General features: G+C 62.6%; 15 protein-coding genes and 1 tRNA gene. 4 read left to right on the forward strand and 12 right to left on the reverse strand.

The window, feature by feature from the left end; all coding sequences use genetic code 11:
- Positions 1-62 precede the first annotated feature (62 nt).
- The 3 genes from uvrA to JHD64_RS00245 all read left to right on the forward strand — a co-directional run bounded on the left by uvrA (position 63) and on the right by JHD64_RS00245 (position 3,974).
- Positions 63-2,891: an excinuclease ABC subunit UvrA gene (gene uvrA / locus JHD64_RS00235; RefSeq protein ID WP_059286706.1), complete on the forward strand. Its 2,829-nt coding sequence runs from the start codon at positions 63-65 to the stop codon at positions 2,889-2,891.
- A gap of 132 nt (positions 2,892-3,023) precedes the next feature.
- Positions 3,024-3,467 carry a VOC family protein gene (locus JHD64_RS00240; protein ID WP_059286705.1) on the forward strand — a complete coding sequence of 148 codons (444 nt, stop codon included), beginning with the start codon at positions 3,024-3,026 and terminating at the stop codon, positions 3,465-3,467.
- Between the two features lie 306 nt (positions 3,468-3,773).
- Entirely contained in the window at positions 3,774-3,974 is a 201-nt protein-coding gene (locus JHD64_RS00245; protein ID WP_199051879.1) for a hypothetical protein, read from the forward strand.
- Positions 3,975-4,052: 78 nt separating this feature from the next.
- Here the strand turns inward: JHD64_RS00245 and JHD64_RS00250 are convergent, their stop codons facing one another.
- The 5 genes from JHD64_RS00250 to JHD64_RS00270 all read right to left on the reverse strand — a co-directional run bounded on the left by JHD64_RS00250 (position 4,053) and on the right by JHD64_RS00270 (position 9,610).
- Positions 4,053-5,165, reverse strand: coding sequence for a class II histone deacetylase (locus tag JHD64_RS00250; protein WP_199051880.1), 1,113 nt, complete (start codon positions 5,163-5,165; stop codon positions 4,053-4,055).
- A gap of 15 nt (positions 5,166-5,180) precedes the next feature.
- Positions 5,181-6,362 (reverse strand): MFS transporter, encoded by a 1,182-nt coding sequence (locus JHD64_RS00255; RefSeq protein ID WP_199051881.1) that lies wholly within the window; start codon positions 6,360-6,362, stop codon positions 5,181-5,183.
- Positions 6,363-6,420: 58 nt separating this feature from the next.
- Positions 6,421-7,296, reverse strand: a complete 876-nt coding sequence (locus JHD64_RS00260) for a transporter (protein ID WP_199051882.1) — start codon at positions 7,294-7,296, stop codon at positions 6,421-6,423.
- Between the two features lie 114 nt (positions 7,297-7,410).
- On the reverse strand, positions 7,411-8,388 hold the full coding sequence (locus JHD64_RS00265) for a response regulator transcription factor (protein ID WP_199051883.1): 978 nt from the start codon (positions 8,386-8,388) through the stop codon (positions 7,411-7,413).
- 325 nt (positions 8,389-8,713) lie between these two features.
- On the reverse strand, positions 8,714-9,610 hold the full coding sequence (locus JHD64_RS00270; RefSeq protein ID WP_199051884.1) for a LysR family transcriptional regulator: 897 nt from the start codon (positions 9,608-9,610) through the stop codon (positions 8,714-8,716).
- A 101-nt stretch (positions 9,611-9,711) separates the two neighbouring features.
- Between JHD64_RS00270 and JHD64_RS00275 the strand changes: the two genes are divergently transcribed.
- The gene (locus tag JHD64_RS00275) at positions 9,712-10,980 is read left to right on the forward strand and encodes an MFS transporter (RefSeq protein WP_199051885.1); all 1,269 of its coding nucleotides are present in this window, start codon (positions 9,712-9,714) and stop codon (positions 10,978-10,980) included.
- A gap of 87 nt (positions 10,981-11,067) precedes the next feature.
- Here JHD64_RS00275 and JHD64_RS00280 read toward each other — a convergent pair whose 3' ends face one another.
- From JHD64_RS00280 to JHD64_RS00310, 7 genes are all read right to left on the reverse strand, one after another.
- Positions 11,068-11,595, reverse strand: coding sequence for a hypothetical protein (locus tag JHD64_RS00280; protein ID WP_199051886.1), 528 nt, complete (start codon positions 11,593-11,595; stop codon positions 11,068-11,070).
- Between the two features lie 288 nt (positions 11,596-11,883).
- Positions 11,884-12,588, reverse strand: a complete 705-nt coding sequence (locus tag JHD64_RS00285; protein ID WP_146215878.1) for a hypothetical protein — start codon at positions 12,586-12,588, stop codon at positions 11,884-11,886.
- Positions 12,589-12,982: 394 nt separating this feature from the next.
- Positions 12,983-13,070: transfer RNA gene (locus JHD64_RS00290), tRNA-Ser, on the reverse strand.
- Between the two features lie 74 nt (positions 13,071-13,144).
- Positions 13,145-14,815 carry a DNA repair protein RecN gene (recN, locus tag JHD64_RS00295; protein ID WP_059285504.1) on the reverse strand — a complete coding sequence of 557 codons (1,671 nt, stop codon included), beginning with the start codon at positions 14,813-14,815 and terminating at the stop codon, positions 13,145-13,147.
- A gap of 12 nt (positions 14,816-14,827) precedes the next feature.
- Positions 14,828-15,703, reverse strand: coding sequence for an NAD kinase (locus JHD64_RS00300; protein WP_059285503.1), 876 nt, complete (start codon positions 15,701-15,703; stop codon positions 14,828-14,830).
- Between the two features lie 10 nt (positions 15,704-15,713).
- A complete protein-coding gene (locus JHD64_RS00305; RefSeq protein WP_110312849.1) occupies positions 15,714-16,382 on the reverse strand; it encodes a response regulator transcription factor in 669 nt (222 codons plus the stop codon).
- Positions 16,379-18,652 carry an ATP-binding protein gene (locus tag JHD64_RS00310; protein WP_199051887.1) on the reverse strand — a complete coding sequence of 758 codons (2,274 nt, stop codon included), beginning with the start codon at positions 18,650-18,652 and terminating at the stop codon, positions 16,379-16,381. The genes JHD64_RS00305 and JHD64_RS00310 overlap by 4 nt, the downstream gene beginning before the upstream one ends.
- Positions 18,653-18,705 lie beyond the last annotated feature (53 nt).

The following is an 18,705-nucleotide window of genomic DNA, read 5'->3' on the forward strand; positions in this document are numbered from 1 at the left end:
CGGCAGTCGCCAAGTCGGGTATATTATCAGGTTCCCCGACCGACTGAGTAACGCTCTCACACATGGACACCATCCGCATTCGTGGCGCTCGGACGCACAATCTGAAAAACGTCAATCTGGACTTGCCGCGCAACCAGTTGATCGTCATCACCGGCCTGTCCGGTTCCGGCAAGTCCTCGCTGGCTTTCGACACCCTGTATGCCGAGGGGCAGCGCCGCTATGTGGAGAGCCTGTCGGCCTATGCCCGCCAGTTTCTGCAATTGATGGAAAAGCCGGATGTCGACCTGATCGAGGGGCTGTCGCCGGCCATTTCCATCGAACAAAAAGCCACCAGTCACAACCCGCGCTCCACCGTGGGCACGGTGACGGAAATCCACGACTACCTGCGCCTGCTGTTTGCCCGCGTAGGCGAGCCGCATTGCCCGGAACACGGCGTGCCGCTGGCCTCGCAAACCGTCAGCCAGATGGTGGATCATGTGCTGGCGCTGCCGGAAGAAACGCGGGTGATGATCCTGGCGCCGGTGATTGTCGGCCGCAAGGGTGAAAACCTCGATCTGTTCGACGACCTGCGCGCCCAGGGCTTCATCCGCGTACGGGTGGATGGCGAAGTCTACGAAATCGACAGCCTGCCCAAGCTGGACAAGAACAAGAAGCACACCATCGAGGTGGTGATCGACCGCCTGAAAGTGCGCGAGGACATGAAGCAGCGGCTGGCGGAAAGCTTTGAAACCGCCCTGCGCCATGCCGAAGGCCGTGCCATTGCGGTGGAGATGGATAGCGGTGAGGAACACTGGTTCTCGGCCAAGTTTGCCTGCCCGGTGTGCAGCTACAGCCTGCCGGAGCTGGAGCCGCGCCTGTTCTCCTTCAACAACCCGATGGGGGCCTGCCCCAAGTGCGATGGCCTGGGCGAAATCACCTTTTTCGACCCCAAACGCGTGGTGGCCCACCCGGAACTGACGCTGGCCGCTGGCGCCATCAAGGGCTGGGACAAGCGCAACCAGTTTTACTTCCAGATGCTGCTGGCGCTGGGTGAGCATTACGGTTTCTCGCCTACCGAGCTGGCCTTTGAAGACCTGCCGGAAAAAGTGCGCCATGTGGTGCTGCACGGTTCCGGGCGCGACAGCATCGAATTTGTCTATATGTCGGAGAAGGGCACGCGCTTTACCCGCGCCCATCCGTTTGAGGGCATCATTCCCAATCTGGAACGCCGCTACCGAGAAACCGATTCCAGCGCGGTGCGCGAAGAACTGGCCAAGTACCAGAACAACCAGCCCTGCCCGCACTGCCAGGGCTCGCGGCTGCGGCTGGAAGCCCGTCACGTTTTCATTGGCGGGCGGACCCTGCACGAGCTGAACCAGCTGCCGCTGAAAGAAACCGCGGCCTTTTTTGCCCAGCTGAGCATCAGCGGCCACAAACATGCGGTGGCCGAGAAAATCGTCAAGGAAATCAGCGAGCGGGTGTCCTTCCTCAATAATGTCGGGCTGGATTACCTCAATCTGTCACGTTCCGCCGATACCCTGTCCGGTGGCGAGGCACAGCGTATCCGTCTGGCCAGCCAGATCGGTTCCGGCCTGACCGGGGTGATGTATGTGCTGGACGAACCGTCCATCGGCCTGCACCAGCGCGATAACGACCGCCTGCTGGCCACGCTGATGCGCCTGCGCGACATCGGCAACAGCGTGATTGTGGTAGAACACGACGAAGACGCCATCCGTGCCGCGGATTACCTGGTGGACATGGGCCCCGGCGCTGGCGAACACGGTGGCGAAGTGCTGGTGGCCGGTACCCCGGCTGACGTCGCCGCCAGTGAAAATTCGGTGACCGGTGCCTTCCTGTCCGGCCGCCGTCGTATCAACTGGCCGGGCGAGCGCCGCGCGGTCAACCCGGAGCGGGTGCTGAAGCTGCATGGCGCCACCGGCAACAACCTGAAAAATGTCTCGCTGGAATTGCCGCTGGGCATGCTGGTCTGCATTACCGGGGTATCCGGTTCCGGCAAGTCCACGCTGATCAACGACACCCTGTACAAGATTGCCGCGCGCGATCTGAATGGTGCCAGTGAAGAACCGGCACCATACGACAGCATCGAGGGCCTGGGCCTGCTGGACAAGGTGATCAATGTCGATCAAAGCCCGATTGGCCGCACCCCGCGCTCCAACCCGGCCACCTATACCGGCCTGTTCACGCCCATCCGCGAACTGTTTGCCGGGGTGCCGCTGTCACGCGAGCGTGGCTATGGTCCGGGCCGCTTCAGCTTCAACGTCAAGGGCGGTCGCTGCGAAGCCTGCCAGGGCGATGGGGTGATCAAGGTGGAAATGCACTTTTTGCCGGACATCTACGTGCCCTGCGATGTGTGCCATGGCAAGCGCTACAACCGCGAAACGCTGGAAGTGCAGTACAAGGGCAAGAATGTTTACGAAGTGCTGGACATGACGGTGGAACAGGCGCTGGACTTCTTCAGCGTGGTACCGGCGGTGGCCCGCAAGCTCAAGACCCTGATGGATGTGGGCCTGGGCTATATCCGCCTGGGGCAGAGCGCCACCACGCTGTCCGGTGGCGAGGCACAACGGGTGAAGCTGGGGCTGGAACTGTCCAAGCGTGACACCGGCCGTACTTTGTATATTCTGGATGAACCGACCACCGGCCTGCATTTCCACGATATCGACCTGTTGCTGCAGGTGCTGCATCGTCTGCGTGAAAACGGCAATACCGTGGTGGTGATCGAACACAATCTGGACGTGATCAAGACCGCTGACTGGCTGATCGACCTTGGCCCGGAAGGCGGCGCGGGTGGCGGCCAGATCATTGCCACCGGCACGCCGGAGCAGGTGGCGGACAATCCGGTCAGCCATACCGGCCGTTATCTCAAGCCGCTGCTGCAAGCGCGCTCTTGAGCGCGGCACAGGCAGCGCAGTACCAAGCCACAGCCGGCAGCAGCGAGCCGCATTGTTGCCGGCTGCGGCAAACACCGTAGAATGAGCGCGCGCCACCTGGTGGCCGCGTCACCCACACCCGATGAGGATGCAATGCTATCGCTTGGCAAGATTGACCATATCCATGTCCGTGTCACCGATCTGGCAAAGGCGCAGAACTGGTACCAGCGCGTGTTGAACCTGGCGCCGGACAGCCGCTACAAGCACATGCAGAGCGGCCCGCATGGTGTCGTGATGCTGATGAACAGCAATGGCTCGGTGCGGCTGGCCATTTCGCAGGAAGACAAGCCGGTATGCGAACCCGGCTCGGTGGCTTTTCTGGTCAATGGCCAGGACTTCCTCGAGTGGATAGACCAGCTGGCCGGTGAGCGGGTGATTGACCGTGCCGGCCAGACCGTGGCGCGCGATTCGGTGGTGGATCACCAGTTTTTCTGTTCCATCAGCTTTGTCGACCCGTTTGGCAACCCCTTCGAGATTGTCAGCTACGACCACACCTGGCTGGCCGGCAAACTCAAGCTGGGTAACAAACCAGCCTGACCAGCCCTTCCGTTTCACCTGCCAACCCGCTGCGGCGGGTTTTTTCATGCCTGCCGTGCTGGAAAATACTGTCAAATCAGCAGTCTGCTGCGGCTGGGGCAGGGCTGTCGCCATCTGGCGACGGAAATAATGCTGCCATTTCAATGGCTTGCGTCACGGTATGCTGCTGGTGTCGCTCATTGCCGACAAAGGGCAGGGCCTGGTCGGTTGCTTATGCCGGCAAGCTGTTGTTTTACAAGAAAAATGTACAACTGGCATGGTGCTTGCAATGGCAGGCTGGTCTTCCAACCATACAGAAAGAAGCCGATGCAAAAGACCATGCTTGTTGTTGCCATGCTCTCCCTGCCCCTGGCCAGCCTGGGCTTGATCAATCTGGCCCTGGCCGCCACCCCTGCAGTGCAGACCCAGTCCGAGCAGCCGCCGGCAGCGGCAGCGCAAGGCGAGCAGCCGGATGCCGCGCCGGAGCAGGGCAGCAGCATGCCGCAGCCAGCGGAACAGCAGCAATAAACGCTGTTTTCCGGCAATAAGCCGGTAATGCAACAAGGCCCGCCATTGGCGGGCCTTGTGCATGGTCATTCCAGCCTGCTACAGCCCGTGCAGGCTGGCCATGCCATCCAGCAACTGGCGCTGCAACTGCAGCATGGCCGTGCAGGGCTGTTGCTGCTTGATGAAGTCCAGCAGCGGGTCGACCACTTCGCTGCGCAGGCCGGACAGCGCCTCGATGGTGGCCAGGCCGCAGAACGGCACATAGGCTTCGGAGTAGCCGCCTTCGTGCATCAGCACCAGTTTCCCCTCACAGTGTTGTTCGGCGAAGCTGCGCAGCAGGCTGGTCATCTGGCGGAAAGTGTCGCTGTGCGCCTGCATGCGCGCCAGCGGATCCACCGCATTGGCATCATAGCCGCAGGCGACAATGATCAGCTGCGGCTGATAGCGCGCCAGCGCCGGCAGCACGATGCGCTGCATGGCGTACAGATAGGCATCGTGGCCGCTGCCCGGCAGTAGCGGGATATTGATATTGGCGCCCAGCCCGGCCCCTGCGCCCCGGTCCTCGCTGCCGTTGTAGCCCGGCGGGAAGCAGCCATCCTGATGAATCGACATGGTGAGGACGTCCGGGCGCTGGTAGTAGATGGCCTGGGTGCCGTTGCCGTGGTGTACGTCCCAGTCCAGCACGGCGACGCGTTCGATGCCGTAGCGCGCCTTGGCCGCCTCGATGGCGATGGCGATATTGGACAGGAAACAAAAGCCCATGGCGGCATCCGGCAGGCAGTGGTGACCCGGTGGCCGCGTCAGCACATAGGCGTTGGCCACCTCGCCGCGCCATACCGCCTCCACGGCGGCCATGGCCAGCCCAGCCGAGCGGCAGGCAATGTCGTAGCTGCCGGGGCCGATGGCGGCTTGCGGGCCGATTTCACCGCCGCCGGCATCGCTGACCAGCTTGAAATGATCCAGATAAGCGGCGTCATGCACGCGTAGCAGGTCGCTGCGGCTGGCCGGTTCGGCCGAGCGTTGCTGCAGCTGGCGACTGATGCCGGCCACATCCAGCAGGTTTTTCAGGCGGCGCTTGGTTTCCGGTGATTCGGCATGGCCGGCAGCCGCGGGGGGTTGCACCCAGCCGCCCACCGGCAGCGTCAGTGCATGCAGGCCGGTGCTGTGCCACATGCAGATTTCATCAAAATAAAAGGCGGTAGCGGAAGTCATGGTTTCTCCTCGGCTTCAGGCGTGGGCAGGGGTGGGGCGGTGTGCTTGGAGCGATAGCAACAAGGCCAGCGAGATGGCTGCCACCAGGGTGGCCAGCAGTAACAGCAGATGCAGGCTGCCGCCATTGGCGGCAATCAGTTGGCCGGCCAGCGCCGGGCCGATGGCCAGGCCGCCACCGATCACCAGATTGGTGGCATTCATCAGCTTGCCGCTGTGATCGATGTCGGCCAGCGTGGCCAGGATGAAAGGCAGGATGAAGGTCCAGCTGAATTTGAACAGCAGCGCCGCCGTGGCAAAGCGCGCCAGCGCCGGGGCATTCAGCAATAGCAGCATGGCGGCCATCATCATGGCAAAACCGGCCAGCAGCAGTTGGGCGCGCGGCAGGCGGCGGCCAATCAGTGAGGCAGTGCCGGCACCGGCCACGCCCAGCAGGGTGGCGATGGCGAAGATATTGCCGCTTTGCTGCGGATCAATGCCGGATTGCCGGGCGATCTGGCCGATGAAGGTCCATACCCCGCTCAGGCTGATGTAAAACGCCAGCGTGGCGAGGATGCCCAGGGTGGCGCGGCCACGGCGGTGCTGCGTGCTGGATCGTACGGCTTGTTGCGCGCTTGCTTGCTGGCCCTGGGGAAAGCAGCGTACCAACGGGGCACACAAGGCCATCAGCAAGGCCAGGCCAACATAGCAGGCGGCAATGCCGAAGCGGGCGAACAAGGATGGCATCGCCACCAGCCCGGCGGCACCCAGCGCCAGCTGGCCCATTACCCACAGGCCATAGGCCCGGTCCGGGTTGCGCAGGGTGGCAGCAGCGGACAGGCACAGAATCATCAGTGATCCGCCAGCCAGCGCACTGACAAAACGCAGGCCCAGCAGCAGCGGATAGCTGACGGTGGTGGCCGACAGCAGATTGGCGGCGATGAAGACCGCCACCGCCAGCCAGGCGGCGCTGCGCCAGTTGACGCGCGGCAGCCAGAACCATGCCGGCAGCGTGGCCAGGCTCATGGCGCCCAGTTCGGCCGAAAACAGCTTGCCGATGTCGATCGGCCCCAGTTGCAGCTGGCTGGCCAACTGGCTGGCCACCGCTGGGGCCATCATCAGCACGGCGGGGACGATGGCGGCAAAGCCGACAATGGCGGCCATGGCCGAGCGTTCAGTGGGCTGGGCCTCGGCAGGACTGGCCTGGGAGAGTGTGTTCATGGTTTTTCCTCGGTAGTGGGTGATCCGTCGGGCGGATGTTCTTGTCGGCTTGCTCAACTCAGAAAACATGTACCAGACGCAACATGGCCTGGCTGCTGTCATAGCTGTTGGTGGTGTGGACATTGCGCGCCAGCATCAGCAGCAGCTGGTCTTGCTTGTCCAGCCAGTGGCCCAGTTCGACGCCCAGCTGGGTACTGTTCTGCCGCGTGTCGGACAGGTCCTGTCCATTCAGGCGCAAGGCACCGCCACGGGTGTGGTACAGCCGTAGCGCGCCGTAGGTAGCTGGCGTGAAGTCGTAGGAGGCAAAAGCCTGCAAGCGGTACAGCGGCTGCTGTTTCAGGCTGCTGCCGAGATAGTTGTCGTTGTTGCCGTAAAACTGGGCTTCCAGCGAGGCTTCCAGCACCCAGTTCTTGCCTAGGCCGCGGGTGTAGTTGTAGAGAAAGGTGGCGCCCCAGCGGTTTGCCCCGGCGGAAACATCCGGGTGCTGCGCGTCATAACTGCCCACCGGCAGGGTGATCAGCGTCAGCAGCCCGCTGTATTCGCGCTGGTCCGGCTGGTTGATGAAGAACAGCGTGCCGCCCACTTGCGGGTCGCCAATGCCGCTGTCCTGCTGGCTGGTCTGGCTGCCGGGCAGGGTGGTCTTGATGTGCGCGGCCGGAATGATGAACTGCGGTGTGCACAGCGTGCCGCAGACATCGGAAAACCACAGCTGGCGCCAGGCCACGGCCTCTACATTCAGCCGGGCGTGGTCGTCGTTGCCGCTGGCCGAGTGAAAGCTGTCGGCCCAGGTGACGGGCAGGTACAGCACGCCCAGCGAGGTGCCGACCGGTGCGCTGAAGAAGTCACGGGCATTGGTGTCGGCGGCATGGCCGGGTTGGCTGGCGAGCAAGAGGCTGGCCGCCAGCGCGGTCAGAACGGGGCGAAACGGGGGCATGGCATGCTCCTATGGGTGGGTGGGCGAAAAAACGTGGACGCAGCTGTCCCAGCCAGCCATGGCGGACCATGGCAGCTTCAGCGACGTAGGGGTGGAATCAGCAGGCTGGGGAGATCAGCCGAATGGCGCTTGCTGGTGCAAGAGATGGGCGATGCCCGCCTTGCCCTTGATGCCCAGCTTGGCGTAGATGGCGCGGATGTGGTGGCGCACGGTATGTGGCGACAGGCCCAGTTTGCGTGCGATGTCCTTGTAGGTGAGCCCTTCGCCGAACAGGCGGGCGACATCGGTTTCGCGGCTGGAAAGCTGCTCCATGGCACAGCGGTAGCGGGCGGTCAGCAGGTAGAGGTCGCTGCTGCGGCGGGCTTCGATACTGAGGCGGGCACCGTCATGCCCCTGCGGTGACAGCCCGGCGGGCAGGGCGGGGCCGGTCCACTGCGGCCATTCGGTGAGCAGCAGGTCGACAAAACCGGGTTCGGCACAATGCAGGGTGCCGTGCTGGTCGCACACCGCCATGGCCAGTCGCGGGCCGCTGAGTGTTTCGCGCAGGGCCTGCAGGGTGCGGATCTGGTTGATGGCCACGGTGGAGGCCAGGTGTGGCATCAGGCAGGACAGCAACAGGCTGTCGGCAGCGCCAAATGGCGTGGCGCTGGGGCGGCGGTATAGCGCCAGATGGTCGCTCAGCTGGGTGACCGGGTCGATGTGGATCACGCACAGCAATTCGCCAATGCCATGGCGCTGGCCCAGCCAGTGCAGTTGCGGCGGCGCATCGTCGGCCAGCATGTCCACCACCACCGCCTGGCCGGGGTGGGCATGCACCCGTGTCACGGTGATATCGTGCTGGCGGATGGCTTTCCAGTCATCGATATAGTGATCCGGCAGGCCAAACAGAAAGGAACTGTGCTCGTGCGGGCCATCCGCCGCCTGGGCGGCGCGGCCCCACCACGCCTTGTCAAAGGCCAGCTGCGGGCGCAGGCATTCCAGCACGGTGTGATGAAAGCGCTCCAGCGACTCCTCGCGCGCCAGGCGATAGATTTCCAGCAAGATGGCGCTGAACATGGCCAGGTCCGGCTGGCGGTCTGATGGCTGCTGCATGGTGTTCTCCTCTGTATGGCGTGCGGTGGCTGCGTGGCCTGCCGTCTGTCCTGTAGAGCGGCTAACAAAATAGCGTAGCGTCCCTGGGGCAAGGCGCGCCGACGCAGACAGTACCAGGAGTACGGCAAGGAGGCGCAACGCAGCGGCAGGGGGTTTGTCAGTCGCTCTTATTGTGGAGTCAGTGTCATGCAGCAAGGCAGGGCTGACCATCCTGCAAATGAGGGATGGGGCCGCCATTGGCGAAGAATCTGGGTGCTCTCCTTGGAAAGTCGGCCATTTTTGCCAATTTTGGATAGACAAAATGCAACAACTTGCCAGCAGCGGATCAGCTGGCAGGGATTTCATCCCACAGGTGGGCAATGAAACCGGTCACCAGCGGCGAGCTGTCGCCCTCGCGGGTGGCAATGCCCATGGCCAGATAGGCACCGTCGTCGGTCAGCGGGATATAGCGCACCCCGGGCAGCTGCACGCACTCCAGCGGCGAGGGCAGGATGGCAATGCCCAGCCCGGCAGCCACCAGCCCTACCTGGGTAGTGGCTTCGCCCGCTTCCTGGGTGATGCGTGGCTCGAAGCCGCAGGCTTCGCACAGCTGGCGGATGACCGTGTGCAGCCCGGTGCCGGCGCTGCGCGGATAGCTGATCATGCCCTCGTCACGCAATTGCCCCAGCGACAGTCTGGGCTCACCCGCCAGCGGGTGGTTGCTGTTGATCACCACCAGCAGCGGGTCGCGCCGCAGTTCCTGCACCAGGATGTTGGCGGCCGGAGACAGGCCGTTGAAGCGGACAAAGCCGACGTCGATGTCCTGTTGCTGCAAGGCGGAAAACTGGTCGGTGGTGAACATTTCGCGCAAGGTCAGCCGCACCGCCGGGTAATGCTGGCGATAGGCATGCAGCGCCGCCGGCAGGATGGGGGTAAGCGGCAGCGAGGAGGTAAAGCCGATGCGCAGCTCGCCCACCTCGCCGCGGGCGGCGCGTCTGGCCTGTTCGGCGGCCTCTTCGGTATCGGCCAGAATGCGCCGGGCGCGTTGCAGAAACTGCTGGCCGGCAGCGGTCAGTTCCACCTTGCGCTTTTCCCGCAGAAACAAGGCCACCCCCAGCTCGGCTTCCAGGGACTGTATCTGCTGGGACAGCGGTGGCTGGGCCATGTGTAGTCGTTCGGCAGCACGGGTGAAGTGCAGTTCTTCGGCAACGGTGACGAAATAACGCAGGTGGCGCAGTTCCATATTGATACTTTTAAAGTATTAATAATTCAGTAAAGATATATTGGACTGCTGTTTTGTCAAGGGCTAAGCTCAAAGCCTGTATCACTGCTACCGGTTTCATCATGCCTCCCGATTCTGCTTCCTGTGCTGCTACGCTACATGCAGGCCCCGCTGCCTCACAGGAGAACACCATTTCCGCCAGTCCTCGCCTGCAAGCCGGTTCGCCCGCATTTCGCGCTACTGCGCGTGCCATGTTCGTGGGCGGCTTCTGCACCTTTTCCATGCTGTACAGCATGCAGCCGCTGATGCCGATGTTTGCGCAGGACTTTGCCCTGAGCCCGGCGGCAGCCAGCAGCGTGCTGTCGGTGCCCACCACTGGCCTGGCGCTGGCGCTGATTCCGGCCAGCTTTCTGGCGGACAAGGTGGGGCGCAAGCCGGTGATGAATATCGCGCTCAGCCTGGCGGCCTTGCTGATGCTGCTGGCGGCCTTTGCGCCCAGCTTTCAGCAGTTTCTCTATCTGCGTGCCCTGTTCGGTGTGGTACTGGCGGGCTTGCCCGCCGTGGCCATGGCTTATCTGAGCGAGGAGGTGGAGCCGCTGTCGCTGGGACATTCCATCGGCCTGTATATCGCCGGCAATGCGCTGGGTGGCATGAGCGGGCGCTTTCTGGCCGCGGTGATTGCCGATCACTTTGGCTGGCGCGCCGCCGTGCTGGCACTGGGTGTGCTGGGCGTGGCCGGTGCCATCGAGTTCTGGCGCAGCCTGCCGGACTCGCGCCACTTCAAGCCGCTGCCATTCAACCTGGCCGAGTTCCGCCGCGACGTGGCCAGCCATTTTGCCGATGGCGGCCTGCCCTGGTTGTTCCTGTCGGCCTTCCTGTTCATGGGCTGCTTTGTCAGCCTGTACAACTACCTGGGTTTCCGCCTGCTGGCCGCGCCCTTCAATCTCAGCCATAGCGTGCTGGGCTTTGTGTTCTCGCTGTACATGGTAGGCATCTGGGCCTCGGCCTGGGTGGGGCGCATGGCCGACCGCTTTGGCCGCCGCAATATGCTGTGGCTGATGGTGCTGCTGATGGCTGCCGGGCTGCTGTGCACGCTGGCGGATTCGCTGTGGCTGATGGTGCCGGGCATTGCCTTGTTTACCTTTGGCTTTTTCGGCGGGCACTCGGTGGCCAGCAGCTGGATAGGCCGCCGTGCGCAGCGCGGCAAGGCCTTGGCCTCGGCGTTTTACCTGACAGCCTATTATCTGGGTTCCAGTGTGGTGGGGTCCTTCTCCGGCCTGCTGTGGGGCATGGGCAAGTGGAATGGCGTGGCAGCGATGATTGCGCTGGGTTTGCTGGCGCTGCTGCTGATTGCCCTGCGGCTGCGCAAGCTGGAGCCGCTGGCGGTGTGATGCGCCAGCCCAGCCGGCTGAGTGATGCCGCTGGTGGGCAGGCAGTGGTGCTGGGAGATACCTGCGCTCAGGCAGGTATCCTGGGTATTACGGTTTGCGGTAGACCTGGAGTTGGCCGTTCATGGCATCTTGCGTCATTGCCCAGCCAAGCGAGCCCTGGGCCAGGCGCATGGTTTCCGGATCTGAAGTAATGTTGCCGACCGAATTGCTGATTTTGGCAAACTCGCAGGGGTCTTTGCAGCGCAATGTTGTGGTGATGCGGTTCTTGGTGGAGGTCAGGGTGTGATAGCCCTTGATGACGCCACGGTATCTGACCATCGAGATATCTGCCGCAACCTGCCCGTTCTGCCGTTGGGTCTGACTGACGCTGGGTTCATAGCCGTACTCGCCATTTTCCTCGATCACATAGTGATGACGCGGGACTGTTACTGGCTCCGCGGCGGCAATCTGATCAAGAGATCGCTCTTCCGCCAAGGTTTGACTGCCCACTTGCTCGTGTGCCGTATTATTGGCTGGTGCTGTGCTGGCAGGGGCTGCCGATGATGTGGTGGACTCTTTGCCACTGCAGCCAGCCAGTCCGCATCCTAACAGCAATACCGATAGACCAAATCGCATAAAACCTCCCTTGTGTTGGATGCTGGAATTCTATGATCCATGCCCATGGCAAGGGGAAGGATAAGGAGCGCAGAAGAGGCGGGAGCTTCTTGCCAGTCTGCCGATTCTTCAGATTGTTACAGCCCGCTTGCCACTGTCCGGGCATTTCTTTAATGGCGGGGTGTTGCCGAGTGATGGCTGTCCTGCCGCCCGGCGATCACACGGTGTGCCAGCGCCGGGGCCGGAGTGGATGCGCCTCGGCCTTGGCGGTCAGCAGGCTTTGGGCCGGCAAGGCTGTTTTAATCGCGTTCAGCTCGCCATGTCTGGTCGGCTGACGATACGCATCTGGCCATTGCCGTCGAAAATCAGTAAGGCGTTTTCAGATTGCGGACTGTTTGCAAACAGGTAGGCATTTTTGGCGACCGCCTTATCGACTGCAGCCGGAGTACTGGCGGCTGAGTATGCCTGCTGCAAGGGCTGGCTCTGATCCAGTAGATTCTTGAATTCGCCAAGCGCCTTGACGGTGCTCAGTTCTCGGGCCATTCCCGGATTGTCCTGCAAAGCCTGTTTCAGCTGTGTCGCATAAGGGTAATCAGCCGGGAATTGAGCTTGTCCATTGGCATCGTACCGGATGCTGGCCGGCGCAGCCGGAATGCCGTTCTCGGACAGGAAAGCCGGGAATTTCTGATTGATATGCTGCGTCAGTGCATCGATATTGCGCTGGGACGGCATTAGTAAAGGCGGGAGCTCCGCGGATTGGCTGGCGGGTTTTGCTGAGAAATACGTATCCAGATTCAGCGCCACACTGCCTTTGTCAGTATCAAGACTGACCGTGGAGCCGGCACTGCTGGCTGCATCGGCGGCCAGTTGTGCCCGCGCTGCGGCGGATATGCTGACTACGTCGGCAATATTTGCCGTCCGGGCGGCCGTAACGGTACTGTTGTCCTGCGCTGCGGCCGTGGATTGATAGGCGCTGAAAACCTTGCCAGTGCTGGTGGTGGCGGATATCTGCATGATTGGCATCCCTGATCTGTATGCAGTCAAATAATGCAAATTGCATGCCAGTGCGCTACCCGCTTGGATGTCCCTGCAGTGTGGTGGGAAATGCATAGGGGAAAGCGGCTGTGCTCAGGGATGCTTATCGTATGGACAGTTGATGCCCTGGCCGGTGTAAGCGGGTGCTTCCATCACGGCACGGCATCCTCAGCGTGGATTGTGCTTGCCCGCTAGGGCTCAGATGTCGGCACCCATCCGCAAAACGGGGTGAAAACAACGATGCTTGGGGATGGGGGAGAAAGCCAGGTCAAGCACATATCGCCTGATCATGTTTTCTTTTGCGACCTTGTCATAGGCTGAAAAAAGAATAAGCCATTGAATTATTTCAAATTCAATGGCTTATCTAGTATTCTGGCGGAGGCTGTGGGATTCGAACCCACGGACGGTTTCCCGTCGGCAGTTTTCAAGACTGCTGGTTTAAACCACTCACCCAAACCTCCGCAGTGTCCATGCCATCAGCGCTGGGCGCCGCTGGCAAAGAGGACGCAATCATAACCGCCCCAAGCCGATTTGGCTAGGGGGTGGCACGGTTCATTTCCAGCATTTCTGCGGCGTGCTGGCGGGTGGTCTGGGTAAGTTCCGCCCCACCCAGCATGCGGGCGATTTCCAGCACGCGCTGTTCGTGTTCCAGCGGGGTGATGCGGCTGACCACGCGTTTCTTCTCTTCCCGTTTGCTGACCTGCCAGTGCTGCTCGCCGCAGGAGGCGACCTGGGGCAGGTGGGTGATGCACAGCACCTGGTAGCGTTGGCCCAGCTGCTTGAGCATGTGGCCGATGACTTCGGCCACGCGCCCGCCAATGCCGACATCCACTTCGTCGAAAATCAGTGTCGGTACGCTGGCCACCTGGCTGATCACCACTTGCATGGCCAGGCTGATGCGCGACAGTTCGCCGCCGGAGGCCACCTTGGCCAGTGGGCGCAGGCTGGTGCCGGCGTTGGCGGCCACCAGGTATTCGATGGATTCCAGGCCGTGCGCGCCGGGCTCGGCCAGTGCGGCCAGTTCGATGGCGAAGCGGGCGCTGCTCATCGCCAGTTGCTGCATTTCCTTGCTGATGCGGGCTGACAGTTCGCTGGCGGCCTGGCGGCGTTTGCCGGACAGGGCTTCGGCCAGGGTGCGGTAGCGCGACAGGCTGGCGGTTTCGGCCAGCGCCAGGGCTTCGCTGTCGGTGGACGCTTCCAGCGCGGCCAGCTGGGTTTGCCAGTCTTCCAGCTTGAGCGGCAGTTCCTGCGGCTGTACGCGGTATTTGCGGGCCATGCTCATCAGGCTGTCGATGCGGCTTTCTACCTGCTGCAACTGGCCGGGGTCTTCGTCGATGTCGCTGGCGTAGTCGCGCAGGCTGTACACCACTTCGCGCAGTTCGGCATCGACCGAATCCAGCAGCGACAGGGTGTCGGCCAGGCGCGGGTCGAGGTTGGCCAGCTTGCTCAGGCGGGTTTGCACCTGGGTGAGTACGGACAGGCAGTTGCCCTCCATCTCGGACAGGGTGTCGACGGCGTATTGGGCGCTCTGCACCAGTTCGGCGGCATTGGCCAGGCGGGAGTGGCTTTGGTTGAGGCTGGCCCACTCGTCCTGTTGCAGGCCCAGTTCGGTCAGTTCGTTGATCTGCCAGGTGAGTCGTTCGCGCTCCACTTCGGATTCGCGTGACAGCTTGTCGGCATCGGCGCGCGCCTTGCGCGCGGCTTGCCATTCCTGCCAGGCCTGGTGCACTTCACGCGCCAGCGAGCTGCTGCCGGCATAGGCGTCCAGCAGTTCGCGCTGGGCTTCGGCTTTGACCAGCGACTGGTGCGCATGCTGGCCGTGGATGTCGACCAGGAATTCGCCCAGCTGTTTGAGCTGGGTCAGCGTGGCCGGCTGGCCGTTGATAAAGCTGCGCGAGCGGCCGGATTTGTCCAGCACGCGGCGGATGAGCACGATGTCGTCGTCACCGGACAGGGCGTTTTCCTGTAGCCAGGCTTTGATCTCCGGCCGTTGCCGGCTGTCGAATTCGGCGCTGATTTCTGCCTTTTCGGCGCCTTCGCGTACCAGCGAGCCTTCGGCGCGATCGCCCAGCAGCAGGCCGAGGGCATCCAGCAGGATGGATTTGCCAGCCCCGGTTTCGCCGGTCAGTACGGTGAAGCCGGGGGCAAAGTCCAGCGCGATGCTGTCAACGATGACGAAATCTTTGACCAGTAGGGATAGCAGCATGGTGTGTGCGTGTCAGAGCAGTCGCTCGCCCCAGTGAAGCTTGTGGCGCAGCATGTCGTAGTAGTTGTAACCCACCGGGTGCAGGATGCGCAGCGGGTTGCGGTAGCGGCGGATCAGCACGCGGTCCATTTCCATCAGGTCGCAATGCGATTGGCCATCGAAGTGAACCCGTGCGTCCAGCCCGCGGGTCAGCATGAATTCCACCTCGCAGGAGTCGTTGACGGCGATGGGACGGTTATTCAGCGATTGCGGGCAGATGGGCACCAGGGCGATGGCCTGCAAGGTGGGGTGCAGGATGGGGCCGCCGGCAGCCAGCGAATAGGCGGTGGAGCCGGTGGGGGTGGACACGATCAGCCCGTCCGAGCGCTGGCTGTAGACGAACTGGTTGTCGATGAAGACTTCGAATTCGATCATCGAGCCGACAGCGCCACGGCTGAACACGATGTCGTTGAAAGCCAGCGCATTGGCCACCTCGGCATCTTCCCGGATCAGCGAGGCTTGCAGCAGGATGCGGTTTTCCGGGACAAAGTGACCGGCGAGGATGGCGTCGATGGCTTCCAGCATTTCATGGCGCGGGATGTCGGTCATGAAGCCCAGCCGGCCCTGGTTGATGCCCACCAGCGGTACGCGGTAGGGGGCCAGCACGCGGGCGATGGACAGCATGGTGCCGTCGCCGCCCAGTACGATGACCAGGTCGGCCAGCTTGCCCATGTCGCTGCGTTCGATCAGCAGGTGCGGGCCGGCTTCGGCCGGCGTGGCGCTTTCCTTGTCGACGAACACGGTGATGCCGGCTGCGGCAAGGTGGTCGGCCAGCGTGCGCAGCGATTCCACCACTTGAGGTTTGCTATGTCGTGCCACCAGGCAGACATGTTTGAACAGTCGTTCCATGTGGGCGATTCTACTGCCTTGCGGTCGTTTCGTTCAAAAAAGACTCGTCGCTGCGTTTTTTGCCGGTGGCTTCGAGCGCCTTGAGGTAGAAGCGGATCAGGTCGGCCAGCGAATCCACGCCCAGCTTGCTGAACAGATTGGCGCGATGTACCTCGATGGTGCGCGGCGACAGGTCCAGCTGGCGGGCGATTTCCTTGCTGGACAGGCCATCGGCCACCAGTTCCAGCACTTCGCGCTCGCGGCCGCTGATGCGGTCCAGTAATTGCATGACTTCCTGGGTTTCTTCTTCCTGCTGCTGCTGGTGAATGCTCATGCGGATGCCCTTGCGCAGGCTGTCGATCAGGCGGTTCTGGTCGATGGGCTTGGTCAGGAAATCGATGGCGCCGGACTGGAAGGCGCGGCGGCACTGTTCGATGTCGCCATGGCCGGTAATGAAGACGATGGGAATGGTGATGCCGCGTTCCACCAGCTTTTCCTGCAGCGCCAGGCCGGTAATCTGCGGCATGCGGATATCCAGCACCATGCAGCCGATTTCGCCTTCGGTATAGTTTTCGAGAAACTCCATGGCGCTGGCGAAGGTCACCGTGCGCATGCCCTGGGCCATGATCAGCAAGGCCAGCGAGTCGCGCACGGCCGGATCATCATCCACGATGAAAACGGTTGGCATCATGTACTTCATGAAACTTGTTCTCCTGCTACAGCCTGTGCTGTCGATGTGGTAAGTGCCGGGAGGTCGATCACGAATTGCGCGCCGCCGGATGGGCGGTTGCTGGCCAGGATCTGGCCTCCCATATTGTCGATGGCCGTCTGGCAGATGGCCAGTCCCAGCCCCATCCCGTTGGGTTTGGTGCTGAAAAAGGGGTCGAATATCTTGTCTTGCAGTGCGGTGGCGATGCCGGGGCCGTTATCGGCGATCATGATACGCACTCGCGTCGCATCCTGCTCGGTGCTGATGATCAGCCTGCCCCAGGGGTGGACGCTTTCCATGGCGTCGATGGCGTTGCGCAATATGTTCAAAATCACCTGCTCCAGCTGAATGTTATCAGCATAAACGGCGGAGAGCTTGTCGGAAAAATACTGTTCCAGGTGAATATCGTGGCTTTGCAGCTCGAATTCCAGCAAGGCGAGGGCATTGGCCACGATCTGGTTCGGGTCCAGCAGGCTCTGGTGCTGGTTGCGCTTGCTGACGAATTCGCGCAGGCGCTGGATGACCTGCCCGGCACGCTGTGCCTGGTGGGCAGCACTCTGCATGGCGCGGCAGACCAGTGGCAGATCGGGGTCTTCTTCCGCCAGCAGGCTCAGGCTGGCCTGGCAGTAGCTGACAATTGCCGACAGCGGCTGGTTGATTTCATGGGCGATGCCCGAGGCCATTTCGCCCATGGTGTTGATGCGCGCCACGCGCGCCAGCTCTTGTTCGTGCTGGCGCAGCCGGCGCTCGCTGGCTTCCAGTGCGGCCAGCATGTGCTGGCGGCGCGGGGCGGTGTCGCGCAGGGTGAGCACGGCGCCGAGCAGCCGGGTTTGCTGGTCGAATACCGGTGACACACAGCCTTCCACCAGCAGTTTTTCACCCGAGCTGCGGGTCAGGTAGCTGCTGTCTGGCAGGTAGACGTTGTCACGGATCTGCATGGCCTGGGTAAAGGGGTCGGTGTCGCCGGGGCGGGCAAATTCATGCCCCAGCCGCAGCAGCTGGCGCACATTCTGGCCGATGACGCTGTGATGCCCCGGCCCCAGCAGCATGCTTGCCGAGGGATTGATGTACTGGATGCGAAAAGTGGTGTCAAAGGTGACCACGGCATCGGCAATGGCTTGCAGGGTGACGCTGGCGTGCTCCCGTTCGCGGTGCAGGTGATCCATGGCGCGACGGCGGATATTGCGCTGGCGCTGCTGCTGGGCAGCCAGCAGCCATAGCAGGTAGCACAGCAGGGTATTGGCCACCAGGCCCACGGCCAGCAGGGGCAGGGATAGCTGCTGCCATGCCAGTGGCTGTGCCAGTTGCAGGCGATAGCCGTCGACAGGCAGCACGACTGGCAGCTGGGCGCTTTGTACTGGCAGCAGACTGTTGCCGCCGCTTTGCTGGCCGCTGACTTGCAGCGGGCTGGAGCTGCCATCCGGGGCCAGCAGGTCAAGTTGCAAGCCGCGGTAAGGTGCGGTGGAGGCAGCCAGCAAGCCATCCAGTTGCAGGCTGAGCAGCAACACGCCTTGCAACTGTTCGCTGCGCACCAGCGGATTGGGCGAGGGCGGGTTGGTCGCATAGCGGGCCTGCAGCAAGAGCAGATGCCAGTGCTCAGCGATGCGGCTGGGCGGGCTGAATTGTACCGAGCCCTGGCTGACCGCCTGCTGCACGGTCTGGCCCAGTAGCGGGTCGTGCAGCAGGTCCAGCCCCTGCATGGCGCGCAGCGCTGCGGGCGGCACCGGCTCTTGCATCAGCAGCGGCAGGTAGTCATGACGCGGCGGTGCCGGCACATAGTTGCCGCTGTCCTGGCCCGCTGCGTTGCGGGTGGGCCAGTAGTCGCGGATGGCGAAAGCCTGGCCGCGCAGCTGGCTTTGCTGCTGTTCGAAGCGGGCGCGTTGGTCGGCGCGGATGCGCGGCTGCCAGCCCAGGTAATCGATAAACGGCTGGCGGGCAGCGGCCAGACCGGCGAAATCGCGCAGCTGTGGTGTCGGGTCGGTCGCTTGTTGCGGCAGCAGCATGCTGGCGTGGTCCATCGTGGCCAGGGCCAGTTGCATGTGGGTGTTGATGTCGGCTTGCAATTGGCTGGCCAGGCCATCCAGTGCCTGTTGCTGGCGTTGCATGGCTTCATGCACCAGCAGCAGGGCCAGCAGGGCGCAGAGCAGCAGATACAAGCCGGCCAGCAGCCATTTGCGGCGGCGGTCGGTTTCCTGCAGCAGCTTCAGGTGGCGGCGCAGCAGGCTGGCCGGGTGTGAGGTGGCGGTGGGCTGGGCTGGCATGATGTTGTGGTGTATTGGCCAGTCATGGCAATGCAGTTGTCGACTGTAGCAGC

Origin of the sequence: Aquitalea sp. ASV15 (assembly GCF_016429115.1) — a bacterium.
In the GTDB taxonomy this organism is placed as follows: domain Bacteria; phylum Pseudomonadota; class Gammaproteobacteria; order Burkholderiales; family Chromobacteriaceae; genus Aquitalea; species Aquitalea magnusonii.